The 24,381-nt window shown below is 70.8% G+C and carries 23 protein-coding genes and 1 tRNA gene; 16 read left to right on the forward strand and 8 right to left on the reverse strand.

Annotated features, from left to right (window positions below):
- Nucleotides 1–73 precede the first annotated feature (73 nt).
- The 14 genes from ACEN96_RS11905 (at nucleotide 74) to ACEN96_RS11970 (ending at nucleotide 12,662) form a co-directional block, all read left to right on the forward strand.
- Nucleotides 74–289, forward strand: coding sequence for a hypothetical protein (locus ACEN96_RS11905; RefSeq protein WP_495588223.1), 216 nt, complete (start codon nucleotides 74–76; stop codon nucleotides 287–289).
- 132 nt (nucleotides 290–421) lie between these two features.
- Nucleotides 422–1,651, forward strand: coding sequence for an acyl-CoA dehydrogenase family protein (locus ACEN96_RS11910; RefSeq protein ID WP_495588224.1), 1,230 nt, complete (start codon nucleotides 422–424; stop codon nucleotides 1,649–1,651).
- A gap of 13 nt (nucleotides 1,652–1,664) precedes the next feature.
- A complete protein-coding gene (locus ACEN96_RS11915; protein WP_495588225.1) occupies nucleotides 1,665–2,510 on the forward strand; it encodes a methionine ABC transporter ATP-binding protein in 846 nt (281 codons plus the stop codon).
- A complete protein-coding gene (locus ACEN96_RS11920; protein ID WP_495588226.1) occupies nucleotides 2,503–3,177 on the forward strand; it encodes a methionine ABC transporter permease in 675 nt (224 codons plus the stop codon). Before ACEN96_RS11915 ends, ACEN96_RS11920 begins: the two co-directional genes overlap by 8 nt.
- Before the next feature lie 108 nt (nucleotides 3,178–3,285).
- Nucleotides 3,286–4,095, forward strand: coding sequence for a MetQ/NlpA family ABC transporter substrate-binding protein (locus ACEN96_RS11925; protein WP_495588227.1), 810 nt, complete (start codon nucleotides 3,286–3,288; stop codon nucleotides 4,093–4,095).
- Nucleotides 4,092–5,558, forward strand: coding sequence for an LLM class flavin-dependent oxidoreductase (locus tag ACEN96_RS11930; protein WP_495588228.1), 1,467 nt, complete (start codon nucleotides 4,092–4,094; stop codon nucleotides 5,556–5,558). The genes ACEN96_RS11925 and ACEN96_RS11930 overlap by 4 nt, the downstream gene beginning before the upstream one ends.
- Nucleotides 5,555–6,556, forward strand: coding sequence for an aliphatic sulfonate ABC transporter substrate-binding protein (locus ACEN96_RS11935; RefSeq protein WP_495588229.1), 1,002 nt, complete (start codon nucleotides 5,555–5,557; stop codon nucleotides 6,554–6,556). Before ACEN96_RS11930 ends, ACEN96_RS11935 begins: the two co-directional genes overlap by 4 nt.
- Nucleotides 6,553–7,308, forward strand: coding sequence for an ABC transporter permease (locus ACEN96_RS11940; RefSeq protein ID WP_495588230.1), 756 nt, complete (start codon nucleotides 6,553–6,555; stop codon nucleotides 7,306–7,308). Before ACEN96_RS11935 ends, ACEN96_RS11940 begins: the two co-directional genes overlap by 4 nt.
- A complete protein-coding gene (locus tag ACEN96_RS11945; protein WP_495588231.1) occupies nucleotides 7,305–8,066 on the forward strand; it encodes an ABC transporter ATP-binding protein in 762 nt (253 codons plus the stop codon). The genes ACEN96_RS11940 and ACEN96_RS11945 overlap by 4 nt, the downstream gene beginning before the upstream one ends.
- Before the next feature lie 91 nt (nucleotides 8,067–8,157).
- On the forward strand, nucleotides 8,158–8,748 hold the full coding sequence (gene ssuE / locus ACEN96_RS11950; RefSeq protein WP_495588232.1) for an NADPH-dependent FMN reductase: 591 nt from the start codon (nucleotides 8,158–8,160) through the stop codon (nucleotides 8,746–8,748).
- Between the two features lie 52 nt (nucleotides 8,749–8,800).
- The gene (locus ACEN96_RS11955) at nucleotides 8,801–9,796 is read left to right on the forward strand and encodes a sulfonate ABC transporter substrate-binding protein (protein WP_495588233.1); all 996 of its coding nucleotides are present in this window, start codon (nucleotides 8,801–8,803) and stop codon (nucleotides 9,794–9,796) included.
- A gap of 13 nt (nucleotides 9,797–9,809) precedes the next feature.
- Complete coding sequence (ssuD, locus tag ACEN96_RS11960) at nucleotides 9,810–10,991, forward strand: FMNH2-dependent alkanesulfonate monooxygenase (protein ID WP_495588234.1); 1,182 nt, start codon at nucleotides 9,810–9,812, stop codon at nucleotides 10,989–10,991.
- Nucleotide 10,992: 1 nt separating this feature from the next.
- Nucleotides 10,993–11,787: an aliphatic sulfonate ABC transporter permease SsuC gene (gene ssuC, locus ACEN96_RS11965; protein WP_495588235.1), complete on the forward strand. Its 795-nt coding sequence runs from the start codon at nucleotides 10,993–10,995 to the stop codon at nucleotides 11,785–11,787.
- On the forward strand, nucleotides 11,787–12,662 hold the full coding sequence (locus ACEN96_RS11970) for an ATP-binding cassette domain-containing protein (protein ID WP_495588236.1): 876 nt from the start codon (nucleotides 11,787–11,789) through the stop codon (nucleotides 12,660–12,662). The genes ssuC and ACEN96_RS11970 overlap by 1 nt, the downstream gene beginning before the upstream one ends.
- A gap of 213 nt (nucleotides 12,663–12,875) precedes the next feature.
- On the opposite strand, the gene ACEN96_RS11975 is transcribed toward ACEN96_RS11970, so the two are convergent.
- The gene (locus ACEN96_RS11975) at nucleotides 12,876–13,757 is read right to left on the reverse strand and encodes an MBL fold metallo-hydrolase (protein WP_495588237.1); all 882 of its coding nucleotides are present in this window, start codon (nucleotides 13,755–13,757) and stop codon (nucleotides 12,876–12,878) included.
- A gap of 110 nt (nucleotides 13,758–13,867) precedes the next feature.
- Between ACEN96_RS11975 and ACEN96_RS11980 the strand changes: the two genes are divergently transcribed.
- A complete protein-coding gene (locus ACEN96_RS11980) occupies nucleotides 13,868–14,782 on the forward strand; it encodes a LysR family transcriptional regulator (protein ID WP_495588238.1) in 915 nt (304 codons plus the stop codon).
- Here the strand turns inward: ACEN96_RS11980 and ACEN96_RS11985 are convergent.
- The gene (locus ACEN96_RS11985) at nucleotides 14,777–15,739 is read right to left on the reverse strand and encodes a hypothetical protein (RefSeq protein WP_495588239.1); all 963 of its coding nucleotides are present in this window, start codon (nucleotides 15,737–15,739) and stop codon (nucleotides 14,777–14,779) included. The genes ACEN96_RS11980 and ACEN96_RS11985 overlap by 6 nt on opposite strands.
- Nucleotides 15,740–15,829: 90 nt before the next feature.
- On the opposite strand from ACEN96_RS11985, the gene metE reads away from it, so the two are divergent.
- The gene (metE, locus tag ACEN96_RS11990; protein ID WP_495588240.1) at nucleotides 15,830–18,121 is read left to right on the forward strand and encodes a 5-methyltetrahydropteroyltriglutamate--homocysteine S-methyltransferase; all 2,292 of its coding nucleotides are present in this window, start codon (nucleotides 15,830–15,832) and stop codon (nucleotides 18,119–18,121) included.
- Nucleotides 18,122–18,181: 60 nt separating this feature from the next.
- On the opposite strand, the gene ACEN96_RS11995 is transcribed toward metE, so the two are convergent.
- From ACEN96_RS11995 to ACEN96_RS12020, 6 genes are all read right to left on the reverse strand, one after another.
- A complete protein-coding gene (locus ACEN96_RS11995; protein WP_495588241.1) occupies nucleotides 18,182–19,138 on the reverse strand; it encodes a lysylphosphatidylglycerol synthase domain-containing protein in 957 nt (318 codons plus the stop codon).
- Nucleotides 19,135–20,430, reverse strand: coding sequence for a cardiolipin synthase ClsB (gene clsB, locus ACEN96_RS12000; protein WP_495588242.1), 1,296 nt, complete (start codon nucleotides 20,428–20,430; stop codon nucleotides 19,135–19,137). The genes ACEN96_RS11995 and clsB overlap by 4 nt, the downstream gene beginning before the upstream one ends.
- Entirely contained in the window at nucleotides 20,427–21,164 is a 738-nt protein-coding gene (locus ACEN96_RS12005; RefSeq protein WP_495588243.1) for an endonuclease/exonuclease/phosphatase family protein, read from the reverse strand. Before ACEN96_RS12005 ends, clsB begins: the two co-directional genes overlap by 4 nt.
- Nucleotides 21,165–21,574: 410 nt before the next feature.
- Nucleotides 21,575–21,650 (reverse strand) — tRNA-Ala (locus tag ACEN96_RS12010).
- A gap of 82 nt (nucleotides 21,651–21,732) precedes the next feature.
- Nucleotides 21,733–23,070, reverse strand: coding sequence for a hypothetical protein (locus ACEN96_RS12015; protein ID WP_495588244.1), 1,338 nt, complete (start codon nucleotides 23,068–23,070; stop codon nucleotides 21,733–21,735).
- A 138-nt stretch (nucleotides 23,071–23,208) separates the two neighbouring features.
- Complete coding sequence (locus ACEN96_RS12020) at nucleotides 23,209–24,321, reverse strand: C40 family peptidase (RefSeq protein ID WP_495588245.1); 1,113 nt, start codon at nucleotides 24,319–24,321, stop codon at nucleotides 23,209–23,211.
- Nucleotides 24,322–24,381 lie beyond the last annotated feature (60 nt).

Below are 24,381 nucleotides of genomic sequence, written 5' to 3' on the forward strand. Positions count from 1 at the left end.
GATGCCCGACAGGCGCTGGCGAAGAACGCCTCTCGCGCGGGCGGGGGGCGCTTCGGAATACTCCGGCCCAACCATGAATGCCGCCGACCTCAAGCAGACGCTGTGGCGCGTCGTCTATACGAAGAACGCGAACCTGCAGAGCGCAGGGGACGCGGCGGGGCCGTGGCATCCCGACCGGCGGCACATCGAGCAATGCGCCGCGGCGCTGCGCGGGCTGGCGCAGGAAGTGGGCATCCAGAGCAATGCGCAGGCGGCCAAGAACGCCACGACCTGGTTGACGGAAGGCTGAAGGAAGGCTGACCAGGAAGGCCGGCGGACTTCGCCGTCCGCATAAGCACAGTCGAATATCTCGCTTCGGTTCGCGCCGCCCGGCGGGAACACTCGGCGGCATCGCGCTTCCCGCGCCCGATTGCCCTTGCCGATGACCACCTCCACGCTGCAGCGTTCCGATGACGCGCCCGCCGTTCCCACATCGCCCTCGCTGGCCCAGGTGCTGGGGCCGGGCCTTGACCAGCTCGCCGATCAACTGGCCGCCACGGCGGTGCAGCGCGACCGGCAGGGCGGCCACGCCGCCGAGCAGCGCGAACTGATCCGCGCCAGCGGCCTGCTCGCGCTCACGATCCCCGAGGCCCATGGCGGCCTGGGCGGCGGCATCCCCGCGTTCTACGCGGTCGTGCGCCGGCTCGCCCGCGTGGACAGCGCGCTCGCGCACGTGCTGGCCTTCCATCATCTTCAGCTCTATGGCGTCAGTCTCTACGGCGGGCCCGCCGCGACGGCCCATGGCGCGCGCCATCTGCGCGAGACCGCCGAGCAGCGCCTGTTCTGGGGCAATGCGCTGAACCCGGCCGACACGCGGCTGACGGCGGTGCGCGAGGGCGCCGGCTGGCGCCTGGAGGGCGTGAAGAGCTTCTGCTCCGGCGCGCTGGGCTCGGACCGGCTGACCGTGTCGGCGACGACCGACGACGGCGGCTTCCTGATCGGCATCGTGCCGACGCGGCGCGATGGCGTGACGGTCGAGCAGGACTGGGATGCCTTCGGCCAGCGCCAGACCGACAGCGGCACGGTGCGCTTCGACGCGGTGCGGCTGGACGATGACGAGCTGCTGCAGCTCCCCGGCCATGGGCCGACGCCGCGCGCGACGCTGCGCTCGCAGATCGCTCAGCTGATCATGACCCACCTGTACCTGGGCATCGCCGAGGGCGCGTTCGACGAAGCGCGCCGCTACACGGCGACGCGCGGCCGGCCCTGGTTCGCGTCGGGCGTGGACCGCGCCGTCGACGATCCGCTGCTGCAGCATCGCTACGGCGACCTGTGGCTGAAGGTGAGGGCGGCGCAGGCGGTGGCCGGCGAGGCCGTCGAGCGCCTGCGGACGGCGCTCGATCGCGGCGAGGCGCTGACCGCGCGTGAGCGCGGCGAGGTCGCCGTCGCGGGCGCCGAAGCCAAGGTGCTGGCGCATCGCGCCGGCGTCGAGGTCAGCAGCCAGCTGTTCGAGCTGACCGGCGCGCGCAGCACTGCCGCCGTGTTCGGGCTGGACCGCTTCTGGCGCAACGCGCGGGTGCACACGCTGCACGACCCGGTCGACTACAAGCTGCGCGACCTGGGCCGCCACGCGCTCGAAGGCCGGATCCCCGATCCGACGGCCTACTCCTGATCGCGGAGGGTTCATGAGCGATCCACTGATCCGCCTCGATGGCGTTTCCAAATCCTTCGCGCTGCCCGACGGCGGCCGCTTCGACGCGGTGCGCGAGCTCAGCCTGTCCGTGCGCGCGGGCGAGATCCTCGGCCTGATCGGCAAGAGCGGCGCGGGCAAGTCCACGCTGCTGCGGCTGATCAACCTGCTGGAGCGGCCGGACGCGGGCCGCGTCTGGGTGGGCGGCCGCGAGCTCACCGCGCTGAAGCCGGCCGAGCTGCGCCGCGAGCGCCAGCGGCTGGGCATGATCTTCCAGCAGTTCAACCTGCTGCAGAACGCCACGGCGGCCGAGAACGTCGCCTTCCCCTTGCGGCTGCATGCGGGCCGCTCGCGGCGGGAGATCGCCGAGCGGGTCGAGGAATGCCTGTCGCTGGTCGGCCTGGCCGACAAGGCGGATCACCATCCGGCGCAGCTCAGCGGCGGCCAGAAGCAGCGCGTCGCGATCGCGCGGGCGCTGGCACCCCAGCCCGACGTGCTGCTGTGCGACGAGCCGACCTCCGCGCTCGACGCCGAGACCACGCGCGAGCTGCTCGCGACGCTGGCCGGCATCAACGCGCGCCTCGGCGTCACCATCGTGATCGTCACGCATGAGCTGGAGGTGGTGCGGACGCTTTGCCGCCGCGCCGCGGTCATCGCGCAAGGGCGGCTTGTCGAGACCTTCGACGTCGCCGACGCGTCGCGCCACGCGCGCTCGCAGCTGGGACTCGAGCTGGTGCGGCTTCAGTTGCAGGCGTCGAGGCTGGCGGCGCTCGACGCCTCGGCGCGCGAGACCTCCGAGGTCATCGCGTCCATCGGACGCCGCGAGGTCCGCCATGCTTGAGAACCTCGCCGGCCTGTTGCCGGAGATCGCGCTCGCGCTCGGCCAGACCGCGCTGATGCTGGGCATCGGGCTGAGCGCGGCGGTGCTGCTCGGCGGTCCGCTGGGCGTGCTGCTGTTCCTGCTGAGCCCCGGCCAGTCGCTGTCCGGCCACCCCGGCGCGGCGGTCGCGCATCGTCTGATCGATGCGGTGGTGAACACCGTGCGCAGCTTCCCCTTCATCATCCTGCTGGTCGCGCTGGTGCCGCTGACGCGCGTGGTCGCCGGCACCTCGATCGGTCCGCTGGCCGCCGCCGTGCCGCTGTCCTTCGCGGCGATCCCGTACTTCGGGCGCCTGGTCGAGCAGTGCCTGCGCGAAGTGCCGCGCGGCGTCATCGAGGCCGCCCAGGCGATGGGCGCGTCCGAGACGCAGATCGTGCTGCGCGTGCTCGTGCGCGAGGCGCGCGCCGGGCTGGTGGGCGCGCTGACGGTGCTGGCGATCAGCTTCCTGTCCTACTCGGCGGTGGCCGGCGTGGTCGGCGGCGGCGGCATCGGCGACCTCGCCATCCGCTACGGCTATTACCGCTTCCAGACCGACGTGATGGTGCTCACCGTCGCGATCCTCGTCGCGCTCGTGCAGCTGATCCAGTTCACCGGCCAGCGGATCGCGCGGCGGCTCGACAAGCGCTGAACCGCGATCTCCGGCAGCGCCCCCTTTCCCCTTTCCCCTGTCCCCATTTCCCCCTTTCCCCATTTCCCCATTTCCCCCTTTCCCTCCATCCGGACCCCAAGGACCTCCATGCCCATTGCCCGCCGCGCACTGCTCACCCTGGCGCTGTCCGCCGCCGCGCTGTCCGCGCCTGCCGTCCACGCGCAGGACAAGAAGGAAGTCACGATCGGCGCGACCGCCGGCTCCAACATCGAGGTGTTGCGGCTCGGCATCAAGCCATTGCTGGAGAAGCGCGGCTACAAGGTCAAGCTGGTCGAGTTCAACGACTACGTGCAGCCCAACATCGCGCTGGCGCAAGGCGCGCTCGACGCCAACTTCTTCCAGCACATCACCTACCTGAACCGCTTCCGCGAGGACCGCGGCCTCGATCTGGTGGACGTGGTGCAGGGACCGATGGCGCCGTTCGGCATCTATTCGAAGAAGCGCAAGAGCCTGGCGGAGGTCAAGCCCGGCGACCGCATCACGCTGGCCAACGATCCGGCCAACCTCGCGCATGGGCTGGCGCTGCTGGCCGACCAGAAGCTGCTGACGCTGAAGCCCGGCGCCGACCCCATCCGCGTCACCGAGAAGGACATCGCCAGCAACCCGCTGCGCCTGAAGCTCCAGCCGATCGAGGCGGCGCAGATCCCGCGCACGCTCGACGACGCGGAGTACGCGATCGTCAACGGCAACTTCGCGATCTCCAGCGGGCTGAAGCTGACCGACGCGCTGCTGCTGGAGAAGACGCCGGATCACTACATGCTGGTGCTGGCGGTGAAGGGCAAGGACCGCGGCCAGCCGTGGACGCAGGCGCTCGCCGAGGCGTTCCGCGCGCCGGAGTTCAAGACGGTGCTGGACCAGAAGTTCCCCGGCTACGCGCGGCCGGCGTTCCTGCAATGAGCGCCGCCGGGCCGCGGGCGCCCAGGCCCGTCCGCTTCAACGCCTTCGCGATGAACACGGTGGGGCATCAGTCGCCAGGGCTGTGGACGCACCCGCGCGATGAGTCGCATCGCTACACCGATCCCGACTACTGGATCGAGCTGGCGCGCCTGCTGGAGCGCGGCGGCTTCGACAGCGTGTTCCTGGCCGACGTGCTCGGCGTGTACGACGTGCATGGCGGCACGCCCGACGCGGCGCTTCGCCATGCGGTGCAGGTGCCGCTGAACGACCCGCTCGCGCTGGTGCCGTTGATGGCGTCGGTCACCCGGCACCTGGGCTTCGGCGTGACGGCGGCGCTGACCTACGAGCCGCCCTACAGCTTCGCGCGGCGCATGTCGACGCTGGACCACCTGACGCGCGGCCGTGTCGGCTGGAACATCGTGACCGGCTACCTCGACAGCGCGGCGCGCAACCTCGGCCATGACGCGCAGCGCGCGCACGACGAGCGCTACGACCTGGCCGACGAGTACCTGGACGTCGTCTACAAGCTGTGGGAGCTCAGTTGGGAGGAGGGCGCGGTGAAACGCGACAAGGCGGGCCGCGTGTTCGCCGATCCGGCCAAGGTGCACGCGATCGGCCATCGCGGCGAGCACTACCGCGTGCCCGGCGTGCATCTGTGCGAGCCCTCGCCGCAGCGCACGCCGGTGCTGTTCCAGGCCGGGACCTCGAGCCGCGGCCGGGCCTTCGCCGGCCGGCACGCCGAGTGCGTCTTCGTCAGCGGGCCCAGCGTCGCGGTGGTGAAGGGCTACGTCGACGGCCTGCGCGCGGCGGCGGCCGAGGCCGGGCGGTCTCGCGACGACGTGCTCGTCTATGGCCAGGCGCTGATCGTCACCGCGCCGACGAGCGCCCAGGCGCGGGCCAAGCATGAGGACCTGAAGCGGCACGTCGACATCGAGGCGGCGCTGGCGCTGCTGTCCGGCTGGACCGGCGTGGACTTCAGCCGCTATCCGCTCGACGCGACGATCGACTACCTCGACACCCAGGCGGGCCGCACGGCGCTGGCCTCGTTCAGCAGCGCGGATCCGGCGCGGCGCTGGACCGTCGGCGAGGCGGCCGCGTTCATCGGCCTGGGCGGGCGCGGGCCGGTGTTCGTCGGCGATCCGGCGGAGATCGCGGATCAATTGATCGCGTGGCAGGACGCCACGGGCCTGGATGGATTCAATCTCGCGTACGCGCTGGCGCACGAGACCTTTCGCGACGTCGTCGATCTGGTGGTGCCGGAGCTGCGACGGCGCGGGCGCTATCGGGCGGCGCACGGGCAGGGTGCCGATGACGACGCGGCCGCGCGGACGCTGCGGGCCCGGCTGTTCGACCGGGGCGACCGGCTGCCGGCGAATCACGCGGGGCGGCAGGTGCGCCTGGGCGGTCCGGCCGACGCGTCCCTGCCTTCCCTGACCATTCCCTTGACGGAGCCCGTCGCATGACCCGCGAGACTTCCCCGACGCGCCGCGAGGCGCTCACCCTTGGACTTGGCATCGCCGCCGGCCTGGCCGCGGGACCGGCGCGCGCGCAGGGCGCGGGCGCGCCCAGGGAGCTGAGGCTCGACTACGCCTATTACTCGCCGACCAGCCTGGTGCTGCGCCGCTTCGGCTGGCTGGAGGAGGACCTCGGCAAGGACGGCATTCCGGTGCGATGGGTGCTGAGCGCCGGCAGCAACCGGGCGCTGGAGTACCTGAACGCCGGTGGCATCGACATCGGATCGACGGCCGGCCTGGCCGCGCTGCTGGCGCGCGCGAATGGCAATCCGATCCGCGCGCCCTACATCTTCTCGAGGCCGGAATGGACGGCGCTGGTCGTGCGCGGCGACTCGGGCATCCGCTCGCTGGCGGACCTGAAGGGCCGCAAGGTGGCGGCGACCAAGGGCACGGATCCGTATCTGTTCCTGCTGCGCGCGCTGCACACGGCCGGACTTCAACGCGCCGACATCGAGCATGTGGCGCTCCAGCACGCCGATGGCCGCGCGGCGCTGGAGCAGGGGCGCGTGGAGGCCTGGGCCGGGCTTGACCCGCTGATGGCGGCGAGCGAGCTCGACGCGGGCTCCAGGCTGCTGTATCGCAACGTCGGCTTCAACACCTATGGTTTCCTCAACGTGCGCGAGGAGTTCCTGAGCCGCCATCCCCAAGTCGTGCGCCGCGTGATCGCGGCCTACGAGCGCGCGCGGGCGTGGACGCTGGCGAATCCATCGGAGGCCGCGCGGATCCTGTCCGAGGAGGCCAAGGTGAGCCTGCCGGTGGCGCTGCTGCAGGTGAAGCTGCGCACCGACTTCTCGCATCCGCAGCCCTCGGACGAGCACGTGAAGGCGCTGCAGGCCGCGGCGCCGATCCTGAGCGCGGAGCAGCTGGTGCGCCCGGGCGCGGACCTGAATCGCACGATCGCGGAGCTCGTCGACACACGCTTCGCGAATGGGCTGATCAAGACATGAGGCTGCTTGGCGCGCTGCCGCCGCTCGTGGCGCTGGCGCTGATCGAGGCGGCCGTGCGCCTGGGCTGGATCGCGCCGCATCTGCTGCCGGCGCCAAGCGAGGTCGCCCTCGCGCTGGCGCGGATGGTCCGCGACGGCCAACTCGCGCAGCACGTGCTCGCCAGTTCGCTGCGCGTGGCGGCCGGCTTCGCGCTCGGCGCGGCGCTGGCGGTGCTGTTCGGCGCGCTCGTGGGCCTGTCGGCCACCGCTGCCGCCGTGTTGACGCCGAGCTTCCAGGCGTTGCGCGCGATTCCCTCGCTCGCCTGGGTGCCCTTGCTGCTGCTGTGGCTGGGCATCGATGAGGCATCGAAGGTGGCGCTCATCGCGATCGGCGCCTTCTTCCCGGTCTACATGGGCGTGGCCTCGGGCTTCCGGGACGTCGACCGCAAGCTGGTCGAGGTGGCCCGGCTGCGCGGGCTGGGGCGCGTGGCGCTGGCGCGGCGCGTGCTGCTGCCGGCCGCGCTGCCGGCCTTGCTCACGGGGCTGCGCAACGGGCTCAGCCTGGCATGGATGTTCATGGTCGCGGCCGAGCTGATCGCCGCGAGCCGCGGGCTGGGCTATCTGCTGACCGATGGCCGGGAGACCGGGCGCGCCGACCTGGTGCTGGCGGCGATCGTGCTGCTGGCCTTGCTCGGCAAGCTCAGTGATGGCGGCATGGCGGCGCTGGAGCGGCGAGCGCTGCATTGGCGGGACAGCTTTGGAGGAGCGGCATGAGCCTGCTGACGGTGAGGGTGCGAGAGAAGCGCTTCGCGCGCGAAGTGGTGCATGCGGTCCATGGACCGGCGGCCGCGCGGCCGCCGGTGCTGCAGGACATCCACTTCGAGCTGGTGCCGGGCGAGGTGCTCGGCCTGGTCGGCGCGAGCGGCTGCGGCAAGAGCACGCTGCTGCGCATCGTGGCGGGGCTCGACCCGGACTTCGACGGCGAAGTGCGTCTGGAGGGCCGCGCGCGGCGCGGGCCGGACCGCGACATCGGTGTCGTGTTCCAGGAGCCGCGGCTGTTCCCGTGGCTGACGGTGGCGGAGAACGTCGGCTTCGACCTGGGCCAGGGGCATGACGCGGCCTGGGTGGCCACGCTGCTGCGCGAGGTCGGACTCGCCGATCTTGGCGAGGCGCTGCCGCGACAGCTCTCGGGTGGCCAGGCGCAACGCGCCGCGATCGCCCGCGCGCTGTACACGCGGCCGCGCGTGCTGCTGCTCGACGAGCCGTTCTCGGCGCTGGATGCGTTCACTCGGATGCGGCTGCAGGACCTGGTGCGGGACGTGGCCCGCGCTCACGGCACCAGCCTGCTGCTGGTGACGCATGACATCGAGGAGGCCGTGCTGCTTGGCGACCGGGTGCTGGTGCTCGGATCGGCGCCCGGACGCATCGTGCGGGAGATCGGCGTGGACCTGCGTCATCCGCGAGGCCGTGGCAGCGCCGAGGTCGCCTCGCTCCGGCGCGAGGTCCTGTCGGCCCTGGAGCCGGCGGGATAGCCGTTTTACGCCTATCCATCGACGTTCTGCTTCGTTCATGGAAGGGCGGCTGATTCGCAGAATGGATCCGTCCCTGCTTCATCCCCCCGCCATGACCGCCACCGCCACCGCTTCACCCGTCCTCCTCATCGCCGCGAGCCCGAGCCTGCGCTCCCGCTCCGGCGCGCTGCTCGGCGCCGCGGCCGAGAAGCTCCATCACCACGGCCTGGGCACCCGCTCGCTGCGCCTGCGCGAGTTGCCGGCGGCGTCGCTGCTGCACGCGGATGTCGACGATCCCGCGATCCGCGGCGCCGTGGCCGCCGTCGCCCAGGCGCGCGTCGTGGTGCTGGCGACGCCCATCTACAAGGCCGCCTACAGCGGGCTGCTGAAAGTCTTCCTCGATCTGCTGCCGCAGGACGGCCTGGCCGGCAAAACCGTCTGGACGCTGGCCACGGGCGGCAGCCTGGCGCATCTGCTGGCGCTCGACTACGGCCTGCTGCCGGTGCTGTCCGCGCTCGGGGCGCGCTCGCACATCGACGGCGTCTATGCGAGCGACGCGCAGATCGCCAAGGACGCCGCGGGCGAGTACCGCGTCGGCGACGACATCGCCCGCCGCCTGCTGGCCGGCGCGTCGCAGGTGCTCGATCGCGTGCCGGCGCCCGAGCGCGCCGCGCCCCTGGCGCGTCCCGCGCTGGTGCTCTGAGCGGCGGCCCCGTCCGGCGCTCCTCGACTTCCTCCCACTCCGCGACCTCCTCATGAAGTCCTTCCTCGATCGCCGCGCGGCGCTGATCCGCGCCGCCACCTTCTCCGCCGCGCTGGGCGCGACGCTCGCCTTCCATGCCGGCCCCGCGAGCGCCCAGACGCCGGCCCCACCCGCCGAGCTCCGCATAGGCTTCCAGAAATACGGCACGCTGACGGTCCTCAAGGCCAAGGGCGACCTGGAGAAGCGCCTCGCGCCGCTGGGCATCACGGTGAAGTGGACCGAGTTCCCCGCCGGGCCGCAGCTGCTCGAGGGGCTCAACGTGGGCTCGCTCGACTTCGGCACCGTCGGCGAGGCGCCGCCGATCTTCGCGCAGGCCGCGGGGGCGGACCTCGTCTACGTGGCCAACCAGCCGCCCGCGCCGGCCGCCGAGGCGCTGGTCGTGCCGAAGGACTCGACCATCCAGTCGCTCGCCGATCTGAAGGGCCGGAAGGTCGCGCTCAACAAGGGCTCCAACGTCCACTACCTGCTGGTCAAGCTGCTGGAGAAGCAGGGCCTGAAGTACACCGACATCCAGGTCGTCTACCTGCCGCCGGCCGATGCGCGCGCCGCCTTCGAGCGCGGCGCCGTCGACGCCTGGGTGATCTGGGACCCGTTCCTGGCCGCGGCGCAGCGCCAGCTCGGCGCGCGCGTGATCGCCGATGGCAAGGGCGTCGTCGCGAATCACCAGTTCTACCTGGCCGCGCGCGGCTACGCGGAGAAGCATCCGCAGGTCGTGCAGGCGATCGTCGACGAGCTGGCCAAGCTGGACCGCTGGGCGCAGGGCAACACGCAGGCAGTCGCCGCGCTGCTGGCGCCGCAGATCGGGCTGGACGCCGCGACGACCGAACTGGCCGCGAGCCGCTTCGCCTACGGCATCCAGCCGATCACGCCGGCCATCGCTGCCGAGCAGCAGAAGATCGCCGACGCCTTCCATGCGCTGAAGCTGATCCCCAAGCCGATCCGCATCGCCGACGCGCTGCCGAAGTCGGTCCGCACCGCCGCGAAGTGAAGGAGACCCCGGCATGAAGATCCTCTGGTTCATCCCGACGCACGGCGACTCGCGCTATCTCGGCACCGCCAAGGGCGCGCGCGTCGTGGACTTCGACTACTACCGCCAGGTCGCGATCGCGGCCGACAGCCTCGGCTACGAGGGCGTGCTGCTGCCCACCGGGCGCAGCTGCGAGGACAGCTGGATCGTCGCGGCCAGCCTCATCGAGGCGACGCGGCGGCTGAAGTTCCTGGTCGCGCTGCGGCCCGGGCTGGTGCAGCCGGTGCAATCGGCGCGCATGGCGGCGACGCTGGACCGGCTTTCCGGCGGCCGGCTGCTGGTCAACCTGGTCACCGGCGGCGATCCTGACGAGCTCGCCGGCGACGGGCTGTTCCTGCCGCACGAGGAGCGCTACGCGCTCTCGACCGAGTTCCTCTCGATCTGGCGCGATGTGCTGCGCGCCAGTCACGACGGCGAGGCGATCGACTTCGACGGCGACCAGCTGCGGGTGAAGGGCGGCAAGCTGCTGTACCCGCCGGTCAGCCGCCCGTATCCGCCGGTGTTCTTCGGCGGGTCCTCGGGACCGGCGATCGAGCTGGCGGCCGAGCAGGTCGACACCTACCTGACCTGGGGCGAGCCGCCCGCGGCGGTAGCGGAGAAGCTCGGCGAGGTGAGGCAGCGCGCCGAGGCCAAGGGCCGGCGCCTGGAGTACGGCATCCGCCTGCACGTCATCGTCCGCGAGACCGAGGAGGAAGCCTGGGCCGCCGCCGGCGACTTGGTGAAGCACCTCGATGACGACGTCATCGCCGCGGCCCAGGCCAAGTTCGCCGCGATGGACTCGGTGGGGCAGCGCCGCATGGCCGAACTGCACCAGGGCCGGTTCAACAAGGACGACATCCGCAGCGGGCTCGAGATCTCGCCCAACCTGTGGGCCGGCGTGGGCCTGGTGCGCGGCGGCGCGGGCACGGCGCTGGTGGGCAATCCGCAGCAGGTGGCCGATCGCATTCAGGAGTACGCGGCGCTGGGCCTGGAGTACTTCGTGCTCAGCGGCTATCCGCATCTGGAAGAGGCCTATCGCTTCGCGGAGCTGGTCTTCCCGCTGCTGCCGCTGGAGGTGCGCGAGAAGCTGAGCGCGCCCAAGCTGACCGGGCCGTTCGGCGAGATCGTCGCCAACAGCTACGCGCCGGGCCAGATCAAGCTGGCGTCCGCGAGCTGACATGACCACCGCCGCGATCAAGCGCGCCGCGCAGCGGCGCACGCTCGATGGACTGGTGCCATGGCTCGTGCCACTGGCGGTGCTCGCGCTGTGGCAACTGAGCGCGCAGGCGGGCTGGCTGTCGACGCGGGTGCTGCCCGCGCCGTCGGCGGTGGCCCGGGCGGCCTGGGAGCTGGCGCTGTCCGGCGAGCTGTGGCGGCATCTGGCGGTCAGCACGGGCCGGGCCTTCATCGGCTTCGCGGTGGGCGGCGGACTCGGGCTGCTGCTGGGGCTGTTGACCGGCTCGCAGCGCTGGGCCGAGACGGCGCTCGACACCTCGCTGCAGATGCTGCGCAACATCCCGCCGCTGGCGCTGATCCCGCTGGTGATCCTGTGGTTCGGCATCGACGAGACGGCCAAGCTGTTCCTGGTCGCGCTGGGCGTGTTCTTCCCGGTCTACCTGAACACCTTTCACGGCATCCGCGGCGTGGACCGCGACCTGATCGAGATGGCGCGTTCCTACGGCCTGAGCGGCTGGGCGCTGTACCGCCAGGTGATCCTGCCGGGCGCGACGGCCTCGATCCTGGTCGGACTGCGCTTCTCGCTCGGCCTGACCTGGGTGCTGTTGATCGTGGCCGAGACCATCTCGGCGCAGAGCGGCATCGGCTACATGACGATGAACGCGCGCGAGTTCCTGCAGACGGACGTGGTGCTGGTCGGCATCCTGGTCTACGCGCTGCTGGGCAAGCTCGCCGACGTCGCGGCGCAGGCGCTGGAGCGCGCCTGGCTGCGCTGGCATCCGGGGTACCAGACATGATGAGCGTGACCGAGATCGACGTGCTGTCCAAATGGCAGGACTCCCGGCAGGATTCGCCGCCCGCGGCGCTGCATCGCCAGGAGGTGGCCGTCGCGCCGCATCGCGGCGGACAGGCGGTCGCGCTGGATGGCTTGGGCAAGGCCTTTGGCCATCGAGCGGTGCTGCAGGACATCGACCTGCGGATCGCGCCCGGCGAGTTCGTCGCCATCATCGGCCGCAGCGGCTGCGGCAAGAGCACGCTGCTGCGATTGCTCGCGGGGCTGGACGCGCCGAGCCAGGGGGCGCTCCACGCGGGCAACGCCGCGCACACGCGCTTCATGTTCCAGGATGCGCGGCTGTTGCCGTGGGCGAGGGTGCTGGACAACGTGGCGCTGGGGCTCGAAGGCGAAGGGGCCGATGCGCAGGCGCGCGAGGCGCTGGCGCAGGTCGGTCTCGCGGATCGCGCGGGCGAATGGCCGGCCCGCCTGTCCGGCGGTCAGCGGCAGCGCGTCGCGCTGGCGCGGGCGCTGGTGCATGCGCCGCGGTTGCTGCTGCTCGACGAGCCGCTCGGCGCGTTGGATGCGCTGACCCGCATCGACATGCAGCGCCTGATCGAGACGCTGTGGACGCGTCATCGCTTCACCGCGCTGCTGGTGACGCACGACGTCGCCGAGGCGGTGGCGCTGGCCGATCGTGTGCTGCTGATCGAGGACGGCCGTCTTGCGCTCGACCTGCGGGTCGACCTGCCGCGCCCGCGGCGGCGCGACGCGGTGTTCGCGGCGCTGGAGCAGCGGCTGCTCGACCGCGTGCTGAGCACGCCGGGGCGGGAGCCCGAGGAATCAAAGGCGCGCGTCGTGGAGCCGGTGCCGGCCCCGATGCTGCGCTGGGCGGTGTAACCGCCCGGACCGGGTGTTGCGCGGGCCTTCGGCAGGGAGGGGCTGGGGGGCTCTCAACCGCCGAAGGCCTCGCGCAGCCTTTTTTGATCGGCGCCGCCGGACAGGCCCGCGGCGCCGGCGGGCGCTCAGGCGAGGGCGGCGTCCAGTGCCCGGTTCATCGCCGGAGTACGAGCGCTTGGTACGGCTCGCCAAACACCGCGCCGGTGAGCCCGCTCACCACTTCATCTCGCCCTTGGCGACCTTGGCCCCGATGTCCAGCGCGATGCCCAGGCCGGCGGCCGGGTAGGCGGCCTTCATCGCGCTGATCAGCTCGGCGCTGTTGCTGGTCTTCTTCAGCTCGGCATCCCAGCGCTGCAGGTAGGCCTGGGTGTAGGCGACCTGCGAGACATCGCGCGCCTCGCCCGGCGCCGAGTGGCCCGGCACCACCACCGCCGGATGCAGCGCGGCGATGTCGCTGAGCTTCTTCGACCAGGCGGCGCGGTCCTCGGCGCTGGCGGCGTCGGCGGTCCACACATGCAGGCCGGCGAAGACGTTGACGCCGCCGACCACCGCCTTGATGGACGGGATCCACACGTAGCTGCGATGCGGCAGCCGGTCATCCAGGCCGCGGATCTCCAGCGTCTGGCCTTCCAGCGTGATCGTGTTGCTGCTCAGCGCCTCGGGCAGGCTGACGCCCTTGGGCGCGTTGGCGCCCATCTTGGGCGGCCAGAAGGCGAGCTTGGCGGGCAGCGTCGCTTCGATCTTCTTGACCGTGGGCGCGGTGGCCACGACCTTCGCGTCCGGGAAGAAGGACTTGAGGACGTCGATGCCGAAGTAGAAATCCGGATCGGGCTGGCTGATGTAGATGGTCTTGAGCGTCTTGCGGCTGTCCAGGACCATGGCCGCGATCCGCAGCGCGTCGGCGCGGGTGAAGCCCGCGTCCAGCAGCACGGCATCGGTCTTCCCGGCGACCAGCACCGAGTTGACGTTGAAGCTGTCGGCGTCCGCTTGATAGACCTGCAGGGTCAGCGGCGCGGTCTGGGCGTCAGCGGAGGCGGCGGTGACGGTCAGCGTGGTCACGGCGGCCACGTGGGTGAGGGTGCGGACGATGGACATTCGGTTCTCCAGTGAAGGCAGGGATCTGCCATGGGAAGCACTCTATTGATTACTCAATCGTCGATAAACTCCATTCCGATTGAATGTTTGTCAACTGAATCGAGCAGATCATGGATCGTCTGACCGCGATGCGGGTCTTCGTGGAGATCGTGGACCGCGGCAGCGTCAGCGCCGCGGGGGAGGCGCTGGACATGTCGCGCGCCATGGCCAGCCGCTACCTGGAGGGACTCGAGGATTGGCTCGGGGCGAGGCTGCTGCATCGCACCACCCGCCGGCTCGCGCTGACCGATGCCGGGCAGCATGCGCTGGCGACGTGTCGCGAGATGGTGGGGCTCGCCGAGGACGTGGTTGCCCAGGCGGGTCACGGTGCGGCGGAGGCGCACGGGCGGTTGAGGCTGACCTCGTCGCCCTCGTTCGCGACGGCTCAACTGACGGCTGCCGTCGTGGACTTCCAGACGAGACACCCGAAGGTGGAGATCGACCTGGTGATGGTCGATCGCACGGTCGATCTCGTGCAGGACCGCATCGACCTGGCGATCCGGCTGAGCAACCGCGTCGATGAAGGGCTGGTGGCGCGCCGGCTCGCGCTGTGCCATTCGGTGCTTTGCGCGTCGCCGGGCTATCTCGCGCGCGCTGGCGTGCCGCAGGCGCCTGCCGATCTGGGCGGACACCAGTGCCTGATCCACACGACCGGCTTCGCGCCGGAGTACCGGCTGCTGCGCGGCGGCGAGGCGGTCACCGTCGCGGTGGGCGGGGCGATCATGGCCAATGAAACGGCGGTGATCCGCGCCGCCGTGCTGGCGGGCGCGGGCATCGCCATGCTGCCGACCTACTTCGTGGGCGAGGACCTGGCGCGCGGCTCATTGCAGCGCGTGCTGCCGGAATACGCGCTGGAGCCGCTGGACATCCAGGCCGTCTACCTGTCGCGGCGCCACCAGCCCTTGCCGCTGCGGCTGCTCATCGAGTTCCTCGCGGAGCGATTTGGCGGGGAGGTGGCGCCTTGGGATCGAAGATCCGCGTCATAGCCCGAGCGCGGCGAGATCCTTGTGCTCGATGCTCCTCGCTATCAGCGCGGCCTGACGGCGCACCAGCTCCTGCTGCCCGGCATCCAGTCCGTTGAGGAGATGGGCCTCCAGGGAGCCTGCGCACAGGCCGGCGGATGAGCACAGGTGAAGGTAGGGGAACGATGAAGGGCCGCAGTCGTAGCCGAGCGAACACTGGCTGAGGAGCACCGCGGTGCCCACATGGGTGGCTTCCCTGAGTTCCTTCGGGAGCGTGCCGGGATGGACGCCGGCGGCCCACTCGATCCATGAACTCAAGGCCGGTGCCAGCCAGAGAAGGTCATCAGCGCCGGATTTATCCAGTCCACGCTTCAAGGCGTGCCTTGCCTCGTGAATGTCTTCCTCGGTGGGCGCGCGAGGCAGCTCGGCATTGGATGGGGGCAGCTCTGCGTTCTGGACCCAGCCATTCAGTTGCGTGCGTTGACGAATGAGCGTTGGGGCAGGGACGGCGGAGAACTCCGCGCAGGCGCGTTCGAGGATGGCGCGGGTCCGAGCGAGTTCCGCCGCATTGGTTCCGGCGTCCCGATTGGCGGCTTCGGGAAAAGGCTGCTTCATGGCAAAGGGCAGGCAGACATTCAGCGCCTCTCTCGCCATGTAGCGCTGCTTCGCATCGGTCGAATCGACACCAGCGCGGTAGAGCTCGAAGAGCCGATCGTGCGACGCCCAGAAGTCCCTTGGACGATGCGGCGGCGCAGGAGCCTTGTCGTCGCCCTCGAGGACTGCCGGCCATGCGTCGTCCGCCGGTTGCGCATGGCGCGTCGGCTCAGTAACCGCGGGGATCTTTTCCTCCTGCGCTATCCAGATGGACGACCCCATGGCCAGCGCGGCAACGGCACAGATCGCAACGAACAGAGGGCGTTTGGTCATGGCGGTGACGAGGCACGTTTCGACGAGGTTGGTCGGATCATGAATGTAGTTCATGAAATTTTGAATTAATACCGTTTTACTTCATGGACTTGAGTTTCTACGCTTGCGCCCTTCGCAGTTCCCAGCTCGAGAGAGCGCTCTCCCATGACCAAGATCCACAACCTCGGTTTTCCTCGCATCGGCGCCAAGCGCGAATTGAAGTTCGGCCAGGAGGCCTACTGGAAGGGCCAGAGCGGCCGCGATGAGCTCAAGGCCCTGGGCGCGCAACTGCGCGCGCGGCACTGGGCCGATCAGCAGGCGCTGGACCTGGTCCCAGTGGGCGACTTCTCGTTCTACGACCAGATGCTGGACATGAGCTTCACGCTGGGCAACCTGCCCCAGCGCGTGCGCGACTTCCACGGCGATCCGCTCGACAACTACTTCCGCGTCGCCCGTGGCCGCTCGGCCGAAAGCGCCGAGGCCCACGCCCAGTGCTGCGGCGGCGTGGCGGCCGGCGAGATGACCAAGTGGTTCGACACCAACTACCACTTCATCGTGCCCGAGTTCGACGCGTCCACGAGCTTCACGCTCGACGCCTCGCGCCTGCTGGAGCAACTGGCCGAAGCGAAGGCGCAGGGCGTCAGGGCCAAGCCGGTGATCGTCGGGCCAGTGACCTATCTGGCGCTGGGCAAGGCCAAGGACGAGTCCGACAAGCTGACCTTGCTGCCGAAGCTGCTGCCGGTCTATGCCGAGCTGCTCAAGACGCTGGCCGCGCAGGGCGTCGACTGGGTGCAGATCGACGAGCCCATCCTCGTCACCGAGCTGGAGACCGGATGGGATCAGGCCTTCAAGACCGCCTATGCGGCGCTGTCCGGCGCCGGCGTGAAGCTGCTGCTGGCCACGTACTTCGGCCAGCTCAAGGAAAACCTGCCGCTGGTCGCCAGCCTGCCGGTGCAAGGCGTGCACCTGGACGCGATCAATGCGCGCGATGAGGTCGCCGCGCTGATCGCGGCGCTGCCGGCCGACCGCGTGGTCTCGCTGGGCGTCATCAACGGCCGCAACATCTGGAAGTCGGATCTCGACAGCGTGCTCGACTGGCTGGAGCCGGTCGCGCAGCAGCTCGGCGATCGCCTGTGGATCGCGCCATCGTGCTCGCTGCTGCACGTGCCGGTCGACCTGGCGAGCGAGCACAAGCTCGATGCCGACGTGAAGTCCTGGCTGGCCTTCGCGCTGCAGAAGCTGGCGGAACTCGACGTGCTGGCGCGGGCCTTGAAGGGCGGCCGCGCCTCGGTCGAGGTGGAGCTGGCGGCCAATCGCCAGGCGGTGGCCGCCCGCCGCAGATCGCCGCGCGTGAACAAGCTCGCCGTCAAGGCCGCGGTCGCCGCGATCGATGCCCGGCTCGGACAGCGCCAGACCGCGTATGCGGTGCGCGCGCCCAAGCAGGCCGCGCTGCTGAAGCTGCCGGCCTTCCCGACGACCACGATCGGGTCGTTCCCCCAGACCGGCGAGATCCGCCATGCCCGCAGCGAATACAGGGCGGGGCGCCTCGACGAGGCCGGCTACCGGGCGGTGATGCGCGCCGAGATCGCGCGCAGCATCGAGGAACAGGAGGCGCTCGGCCTGGACGTGTTCGTGCATGGCGAGGCCGAGCGCAACGACATGGTCGAGTACTTCGGCGAGCAGCTCGATGGCTATGCCTTCAGCCAGTTCGGCTGGGTGCAGAGCTACGGCTCGCGCTGCGTCAAGCCGCCGATCCTGTTCGGCGACATCAGCCGTCCGAAGGCGATGACGGTCGAGTGGATCCAGTACGCGCAGTCGCTGACGAGCAAGCCGATGAAGGGCATGTTGACCGGCCCGGTCACCCTCCTCAACTGGTCCTTCGTGCGCGATGACCAGCCGCGCTCGGTCTCGTGCCGGCAGCTGGCGCTGGCGATCCGCCAGGAGGTGCTGGACCTGGAGCGGGCCGGCGTGCGCGTGATCCAGATCGACGAGGCCGCGCTGCGCGAGGGTCTGCCGCTGCGCCGCGCGCAGTGGAAGGACTACCTGGACTGGGCCGTCGAGTGCTTCCGCATCACGGCCAACGGCGTGAAGGACGAGACGCAGATCCACACGCACATGTGCTACTCGGAGTTCAACGACATCATCGCGTCGATCGCCGACATGGACGCGGACGTGATCACGATCGAGACCTCGCGCTCGGACATGGAGCTGCTGGACGCGTTCGACAGCTTCAAGTACCCCAACGAGATCGGGCCGGGCGTGTATGACATCCATTCGCCCAACATCCCGACGCAGGCGCACATCGTGGACCTGATGAAGAAGGCGGCGGAGCGCATTCCCGCCGAGCGGCTTTGGGTGAACCCCGACTGCGGCCTGAAGACCCGTCAATGGGGCGAGGTGATCCCGGCGCTGACGAACATGGTGGCCGCGGCCAGGACGCTGCGGCAGGGCGTCTGATCGCTTTCATGCGATGACGCGGGCATCCCGGGCTTGCCCGGGATGCTGCTGCCGCCGCGCCTACTTCCTCGCCTTCGCCTCCAGCACGAAGTACCCGGCCGCCGCGGCCAGCAGCGGAGCGAGGTAGTACAGCGCCCGGTAGGCGATCAGCGCCGCGAGCACCGTGCCCGGACCGAGCGCCGGCCCCAGGAGCGCGACGAACACGCCTTCCAGCACGCCGAGTCCCGCCGGCACATGCGTGACCACGCCGGCCACCGCCGCGACCAGCAGCACCGCCAGCGTGTGTCCGTAGTCCACGCGCTGCTGCAGCAGGACCCACAGCACGGCGCCCATCGTCAGCCAGTTCGCGCTCGAGATCGCCAGCTGCATCAGCGCGATGCGCAGGCTCGGCACGAAGAACTCATGGCCCCGCAGCGTGAGCTCGCGCCGGCGAGCGAAGGCGCACAGCGCGAGGTAGGCCGCGACGAGCACCCACATCAGCGCGCCCAGCGCGCACAGCGCGGAGCCGCCGATCTTCCAGTCCGGCGGCGGCGCGAGCCATCCGAACAGGAACAGTCCGCCCGCCAGCAGGCCATAGCCCAGCCAGTTCGAGGCCATGCTCAGCGCGAGCACCTTCGCCGGCACCGGATGCTTCAAGCCCTCGCGGGCATACAGCCGCAGCCGCATGCCGATGCCGCCGACCAGCGAGCCGAGATTCAGATTGAACGCGTAGCTGATGAACGTGATCAACATCACCCGCCGCGCAGGCACCGCGTGATGCGCCCACTGCTTGCCGATCAGGTCATAGCCGCTGTAGATCAGATGGCTGAGCGCGCACAGCGCGGCGCCGGCCGCCAGCACGCCCGCCGGCAATTGCCGCAGCGCGCCGCCGACCTCGTCCCAGTCGACCTTGTGCGCCGCCCAGGCGAGCAACGCCACCACGCCGATCGCGAAGAGCGCGCTCAGCCATCGGCCCCAGCGCCGGCCGCCGCGGCGCGCCGTGTCGCCGCTGCCGTCGCGTGGAGCGGGCGGCGTCACTCCGCCGCTTCCTCGCTCAAGCGCTTCTCGGCGTGCCATTGCCAGGCCTGTGCGGGCGGTGTCTGCGGCGCGCTCACCACCACCGGCGTCTGCGCCGCCGGCATCAGCGGCTGCGTCGCCCGCGGCAGCCGCGCCAGCCAGCGCGGGAAGTGCCGCATCACGTGGAAGACCAGCGCGCCCACGCCCAGCCGCCACCACCAGCGCCGCGACGCGGTCTCCTCGATCGTCAGCAGGCGGCACTGGTCGCGCATCAGCGGCTGCAGCTTCCCGCGCAGCGCGCGGTTGAAGGCGGGGTCCTCGACGATCAGGTTGGCCTCGAGGTTCAGCGACAGGCTGAGCGGATCGAGGTTGCTCGATCCCACCGTCGTCCACGCGTCGTCGACCAGCGCGACCTTGCCGTGCATCGGGCGCTCGCAGTACTCGTGGATGTGCACGCCCGAGCGCATCAGCTGGCCATAGACCATTTGCGCGGCCCATCGCGCCCAGGCGATGTCGGGCTGCCCCTGCAGGATGAGGTGGACATCGACGCCGCGCCGCGCCGCGCGCTGCATGCTCCGCAGCAGCAGGAAGCCGGGGAAGAAATAGGCGTTGGCGATGATCACCTCGCGCTTGGCCGCATGCAGCGCGAGCCGGTACATGCGCTCGATGTCGTCGCGATGCCGATGGTTGTCGCGCACGACGACCACCGCTTTCGCGGGCCCGGCCGGCGAGGGCGTCGCGGTGACCTCCGGCGGCGGGGTCGAGGTGGGCGACGCCGCGCGGCTGGGCCACCAGTGGCGATGCGCGGCGGCGAGCGTCCCGACCGTCGCGCGCCGCAGCTGCGCGACCACCGGTCCGCGCACGCGCACCGCGTAGTCCTGCTTGGCCTCGGGGCCGTAGTCGATCAGGTGATCGGCCGAGAAGTTGATGCCGCCGATGAAGCCCGTCGCGCCATCGACGACGACGATCTTGCGATGCAGCCGCCGGAACGGGCGCAGCCGCCGCGACAGGCGGGGCGGCGGATCGAAGACGTGCAGCCGCACGCCCGCGTCAGTGAGTCCGCGCACGAAGTCCTCCGACAGCATCGGCGATCCGAAGCCGTCCACCGTCATGTCGACGCGCACGCCGCGCCGCGCCGCGGCGATCAGCACCTCGCGCAGGGCCAGGCCGACCTTGTCCTCGAAGAGGATGAAGGTCTCGATCAGCACCTCGTGGCGCGCGGACTCGATGGCGTCGAAGACGGCGGGGAAGAACTCCTCGCCGTTCTCGAGCAGCGCGAGCTGGTTGCCGGCGGTCCAGTGCGGGCGCTTCATAGCCGGATCTCCGCCGCCAGCGGCGCATGGTCGGAGAGGTGGGACCATGGGTGGCGCGGCAGCACGATGGGATGCTGCACCGACGCGCCGCGCACGTAGATGCGGTCCAGCGGCAGCAGCGGGAAGCGCGCGGGGAAGGTCCGCGCGGCCGCGCCATAGGCCTTCACGAAGACCTCGCCCAGTCCCGCGCAGCGGCTGAGCATGCGGTGGGCGCGCTGGCGCCAGTCGTTGAAGTCGCCCGCGACGATCACCGGATCCTCCGGCGGCAGGCTGTCGATCAGCTGGCACAGGCGCTCGCACTGGCGCTGGCGGTGCGACTCGCGCAGGCCCAGGTGGACGCAGATCGCGTGCAGCTCGCGGCCGTCGGCCACCTTCAGCACGCTGTGCAGCAGGCCGCGGCGCTCGGGGCCCTCGACCGAGACATCGTGGTTGGTGTGATGGGCGATCGCGAACTTCGAGAGCAGCGCGTTGCCGTGATGCCCCTGCGGATAGACCGCGTTGCGGCCGTACGCGAAATCGCTCCAGAGGCTTTCCGCGAGGAATTCGTAGTGGGGGGCCTGCGGCCAGGTCGGGACGCGCGCGGCATGGAGTTCATGCTCGCCGAGCACTTCCTGCAGGAACACCACGTCGGCCGACACGGCGCGTACCGCTTCGCGCAATTCGTGCAGGATGAAGCGGCGGTTGAAGAAGCCGAAGCCCTTGTGCAGATTGACGGTGAGGACGGTGACCTTCATGGCCTGCCATGGCGGCAAGCCCTGTGCCCGTCATGGGATCAGAGCCTGGCGTCGGGCTCAGAGGTCCTCGGTGTTCAGCATCATGGGGCCGACGCACAGGACCCCGAAGGTGAGGGCGAACGCGCCCACGAGAATCGCGCCGATCAGTTCAAGCATGGGGTGCTCCTGGAAGGCGGTTGGCCGCGTGGCGGCGGGCTCCCGGCTCCCGGGCGCGAGGCCCGGAACGCCGGGTGGGAGCGATCAATACTAGACCTGTCCCCTTGGCCGCCGCAATCGCGGGAAGCGGTGACCCGCCACCGATTCGGGGGATTCCCGGGGGTGTTTGCGGAATCGTGCCGGACGTGCTGGTCGGGAAAAGATTCCCGGAAAGACAAAAGCCCCAGAGGTTTCCCTCTGAGGCTTGGATCTGTTGGTGGAGAGGAGGAGGATCGAACTCCCGACCTTCGCATTGCGAACGCGACGCTCTCCCAGCTGAGCTACCCCCCCAACGAAGACTTGGACTATAGCAGAGATTTCTCGCTCGCCAGCGCTTTGCAGGGAACCGGGCGCGAATCGCACACGCCGGCGCTCACCACCGGCAGCCCTTGTCGCGCGCGGCGTCGCGCACCAGCGGGACCACCGCCAGCAATCCCTTGTCCGCGTAGGCCTTTCGGCAGTCCTGCTGGCCCGCCTTGCGCATCTCCTCGGCCAGCGCGTCCTTGTCCTCCGGAGGCTTCGGCACCGCCGAGATCACGCCCGACGGCGTGCCTCGCGGCCGCATCGGGCCACGCGACGGATTCAGGTCGAGGTTGAGCTTGGGCGCGGTCGGCGAGGCCGACGCGGGCGTCGCCACGTCATGGCCGGTGCGCGCGCCCGCGTCGGGCACGCCGACGCTCGGCTGCGTGGTCGTCGGCGTGGTCGCGCCGTCAAGCGACACGCGATTCGGTGGCGCCGGCGTTGTCGATGGCGTGGTCGCCGCGCGCGGCTGCGCCGTGGGGGCCGGTGTCGCGGTAGCGGCCGGCGGCGTCGGCGATGGAGCCGGTGCCGGTGTTGGCGTCGGCGGGGCAGGCGTGGACGTAGGCGTGGGCGGAGCGGGAGTTGGTGCCGGCGCGGGCTGTGGGGCGGCGGCGGGCGCCGGCGTCAGTGGCGGCAGTTCCGCCGGAGCCTTCAAGTCCGTCGGCACGGGCGGCGGCTGCATGCGCTCGATGGGATTGCGATCGATGCGGCGCAGGGTGGTCGGCGTCTCGCTGAGGATAGGCGCCGGGCGTTCCGGCAACTGCAGCGTGGGCGAGGGCGCTTGCAGCGCCTCGGTGGCGGGCGTGGGTCTCGCGGTGGCCGCCTCCCGCGCTGGCGCAATGCGCGTCGGCGCCGGAACCGTCGCCTCGCCCGGGGTGCTCAGCGTCGTGATCGCCGCGGGCGGCTCAGGTGCCGGCGTTGGCGTCGGCGTGGGGGCAGGGGCTGGTGTGGGTGCAGGCGCGGGTGATGCCGGGGCCGGCGTGATCGTCGGCGCCGGGGCCGTGCTCACGGGTGGCACGCTGCGGTCCGCGGGCGCGTCGCCGGTGAGCTCGTCACCCGGCTGCGGCCGCCACTGGCCTTGACGCGCGGCGCCTGGCGTCTTGCGCTCCTCGGGCGTCGGGGCACGCTCCCGCACCGCGCCTCCGGATCTTGGCTGCTTCGCCTCGCCAGGCGGGCCGCGCTCGGGCAGCACCGTGGCCGGCTCGCCCGAGCCCGGCTCGAAGCGGTCCCCTTTCAGCCTCACGTTCAGCGGGCCCCAGGCACCTTCGCCCGGCTTGGCCGAGCCGCCCGGCGCGTTGCCCACCACCAGCACCAGCAGCACGTGCAGGAGCACGGCCAGCAGCAGGGCCTGCCCCATCTGGTCGGGGGCTCGATGCAGCGGGGTCGTGGCGGGATCGAGGACGGCGGACAAGGTGGATCGCGGATGGCCGCGGCGGACGGCGCCGGGGCGCAGCATAGCCGGGATCGGCGCGCCGCCGGGTCAGGACTTGTCTCTGGATTCGCGCGAACGAGACCGGACAGCCGCCGGTGCCGCGCTGCAGGCGGGGACTCAGCCGCCCGCGTTCGCCTGGTTCAGGTCGGCGCGGCGCGCGCCGGTGAAGCGCTTGGCCCAGTAGGCCTCGCGCATGTCCTCGACGCGCACGGCGCCGCCGACACGCGGCGAGTGGATGAACTTGCCTTCGCCGACATAGATGCCGACGTGCGAGAAGGTCGCGCGCATCGTGTTGAAGAAGACCAGGTCGCCGGGCTTGAGGTCTTCCTTCTTGATCGGGACCAGGCTCGACATCTTGGCCTGCTCGTCGGCGCGGCGCGGCAGCACCAGGCCGACGCTCATCTCGAAGATGTGGCGCGTGAAGCCGCTGCAGTCGAAGCCGTTGTTCACCGAGTTGCCGCCGCGCTTGTAGGGCACGCCCAGGAAGTTCATCGCGGACAGCACGAGATCCGAGGCCTTGTCGCGCACCTGGTTCAGCAGGCCGGGCGAGGCCGTCTCGGCGGAAGGAGGCAAGGCCTGGCCCTGCGCCTGCGCGACGATGCCGCGCTGCTGCAGGAAGCGGGCGACCGAGTCGCTCGCGTTGGCGTTCGCGTTGCCGACGGCGGCGCCCATCAGGGCGGTTGGCGGCAGCGCGGTGGCCGGAGTGGTGGAAGCAGTGGGCGTCGCTGGCGCCGTGGCGGCCAGGGCCGCGGCGGTGCCGGCGGCTGCGACGGTCGTCGCCGCGGCCGCGGTGCCCGCGGGCGAGCGCATCAGGCTCTGCCCGTAGGCGCCCATCATCGTGCCGGCGGGCGGCGCGGCTTCGGCGCGGCTGTCGTTGCGAGCGTCGGCCTTGGTCTCGGCGGTCTTCGCCTCGGGCTTGGCCGTCGCGGTCTTGTCGGTGGCGGGCGCCTTCTCGGATTTCTCCGCTTCGGCCGGCTTGGCCTTCGCGTCCTTGCCTGCGTCCTTGGCCGTGTCTTTGGCGGCGTCTTTAGTGGCGTCTTTGGCGCTGTCCTTGGAGGCCGTCTTCTTGCCCGACTTCGCCGGCTTGGCGGACGCCTTCGCGTCGGCCTTCTTCGCCGCCGGCTTGGCCGCCTTGGCGTGCGTCTTCGGCTTGTCGCTGGTGGACGGTGTCGACTGCTGCGCCCAGCAACTGCCGCTGGCCAGGACGCAGATCAGCCCCAGTGCGGCCATGGCGCGCTGGAGCGGTTTACGTGGGGGAGCCGAGCGGGAAGGACGAACAGTTCTCATCGT

The sequence above is a fragment of the Roseateles sp. Mitsp63 genome, from assembly GCF_059491535.1.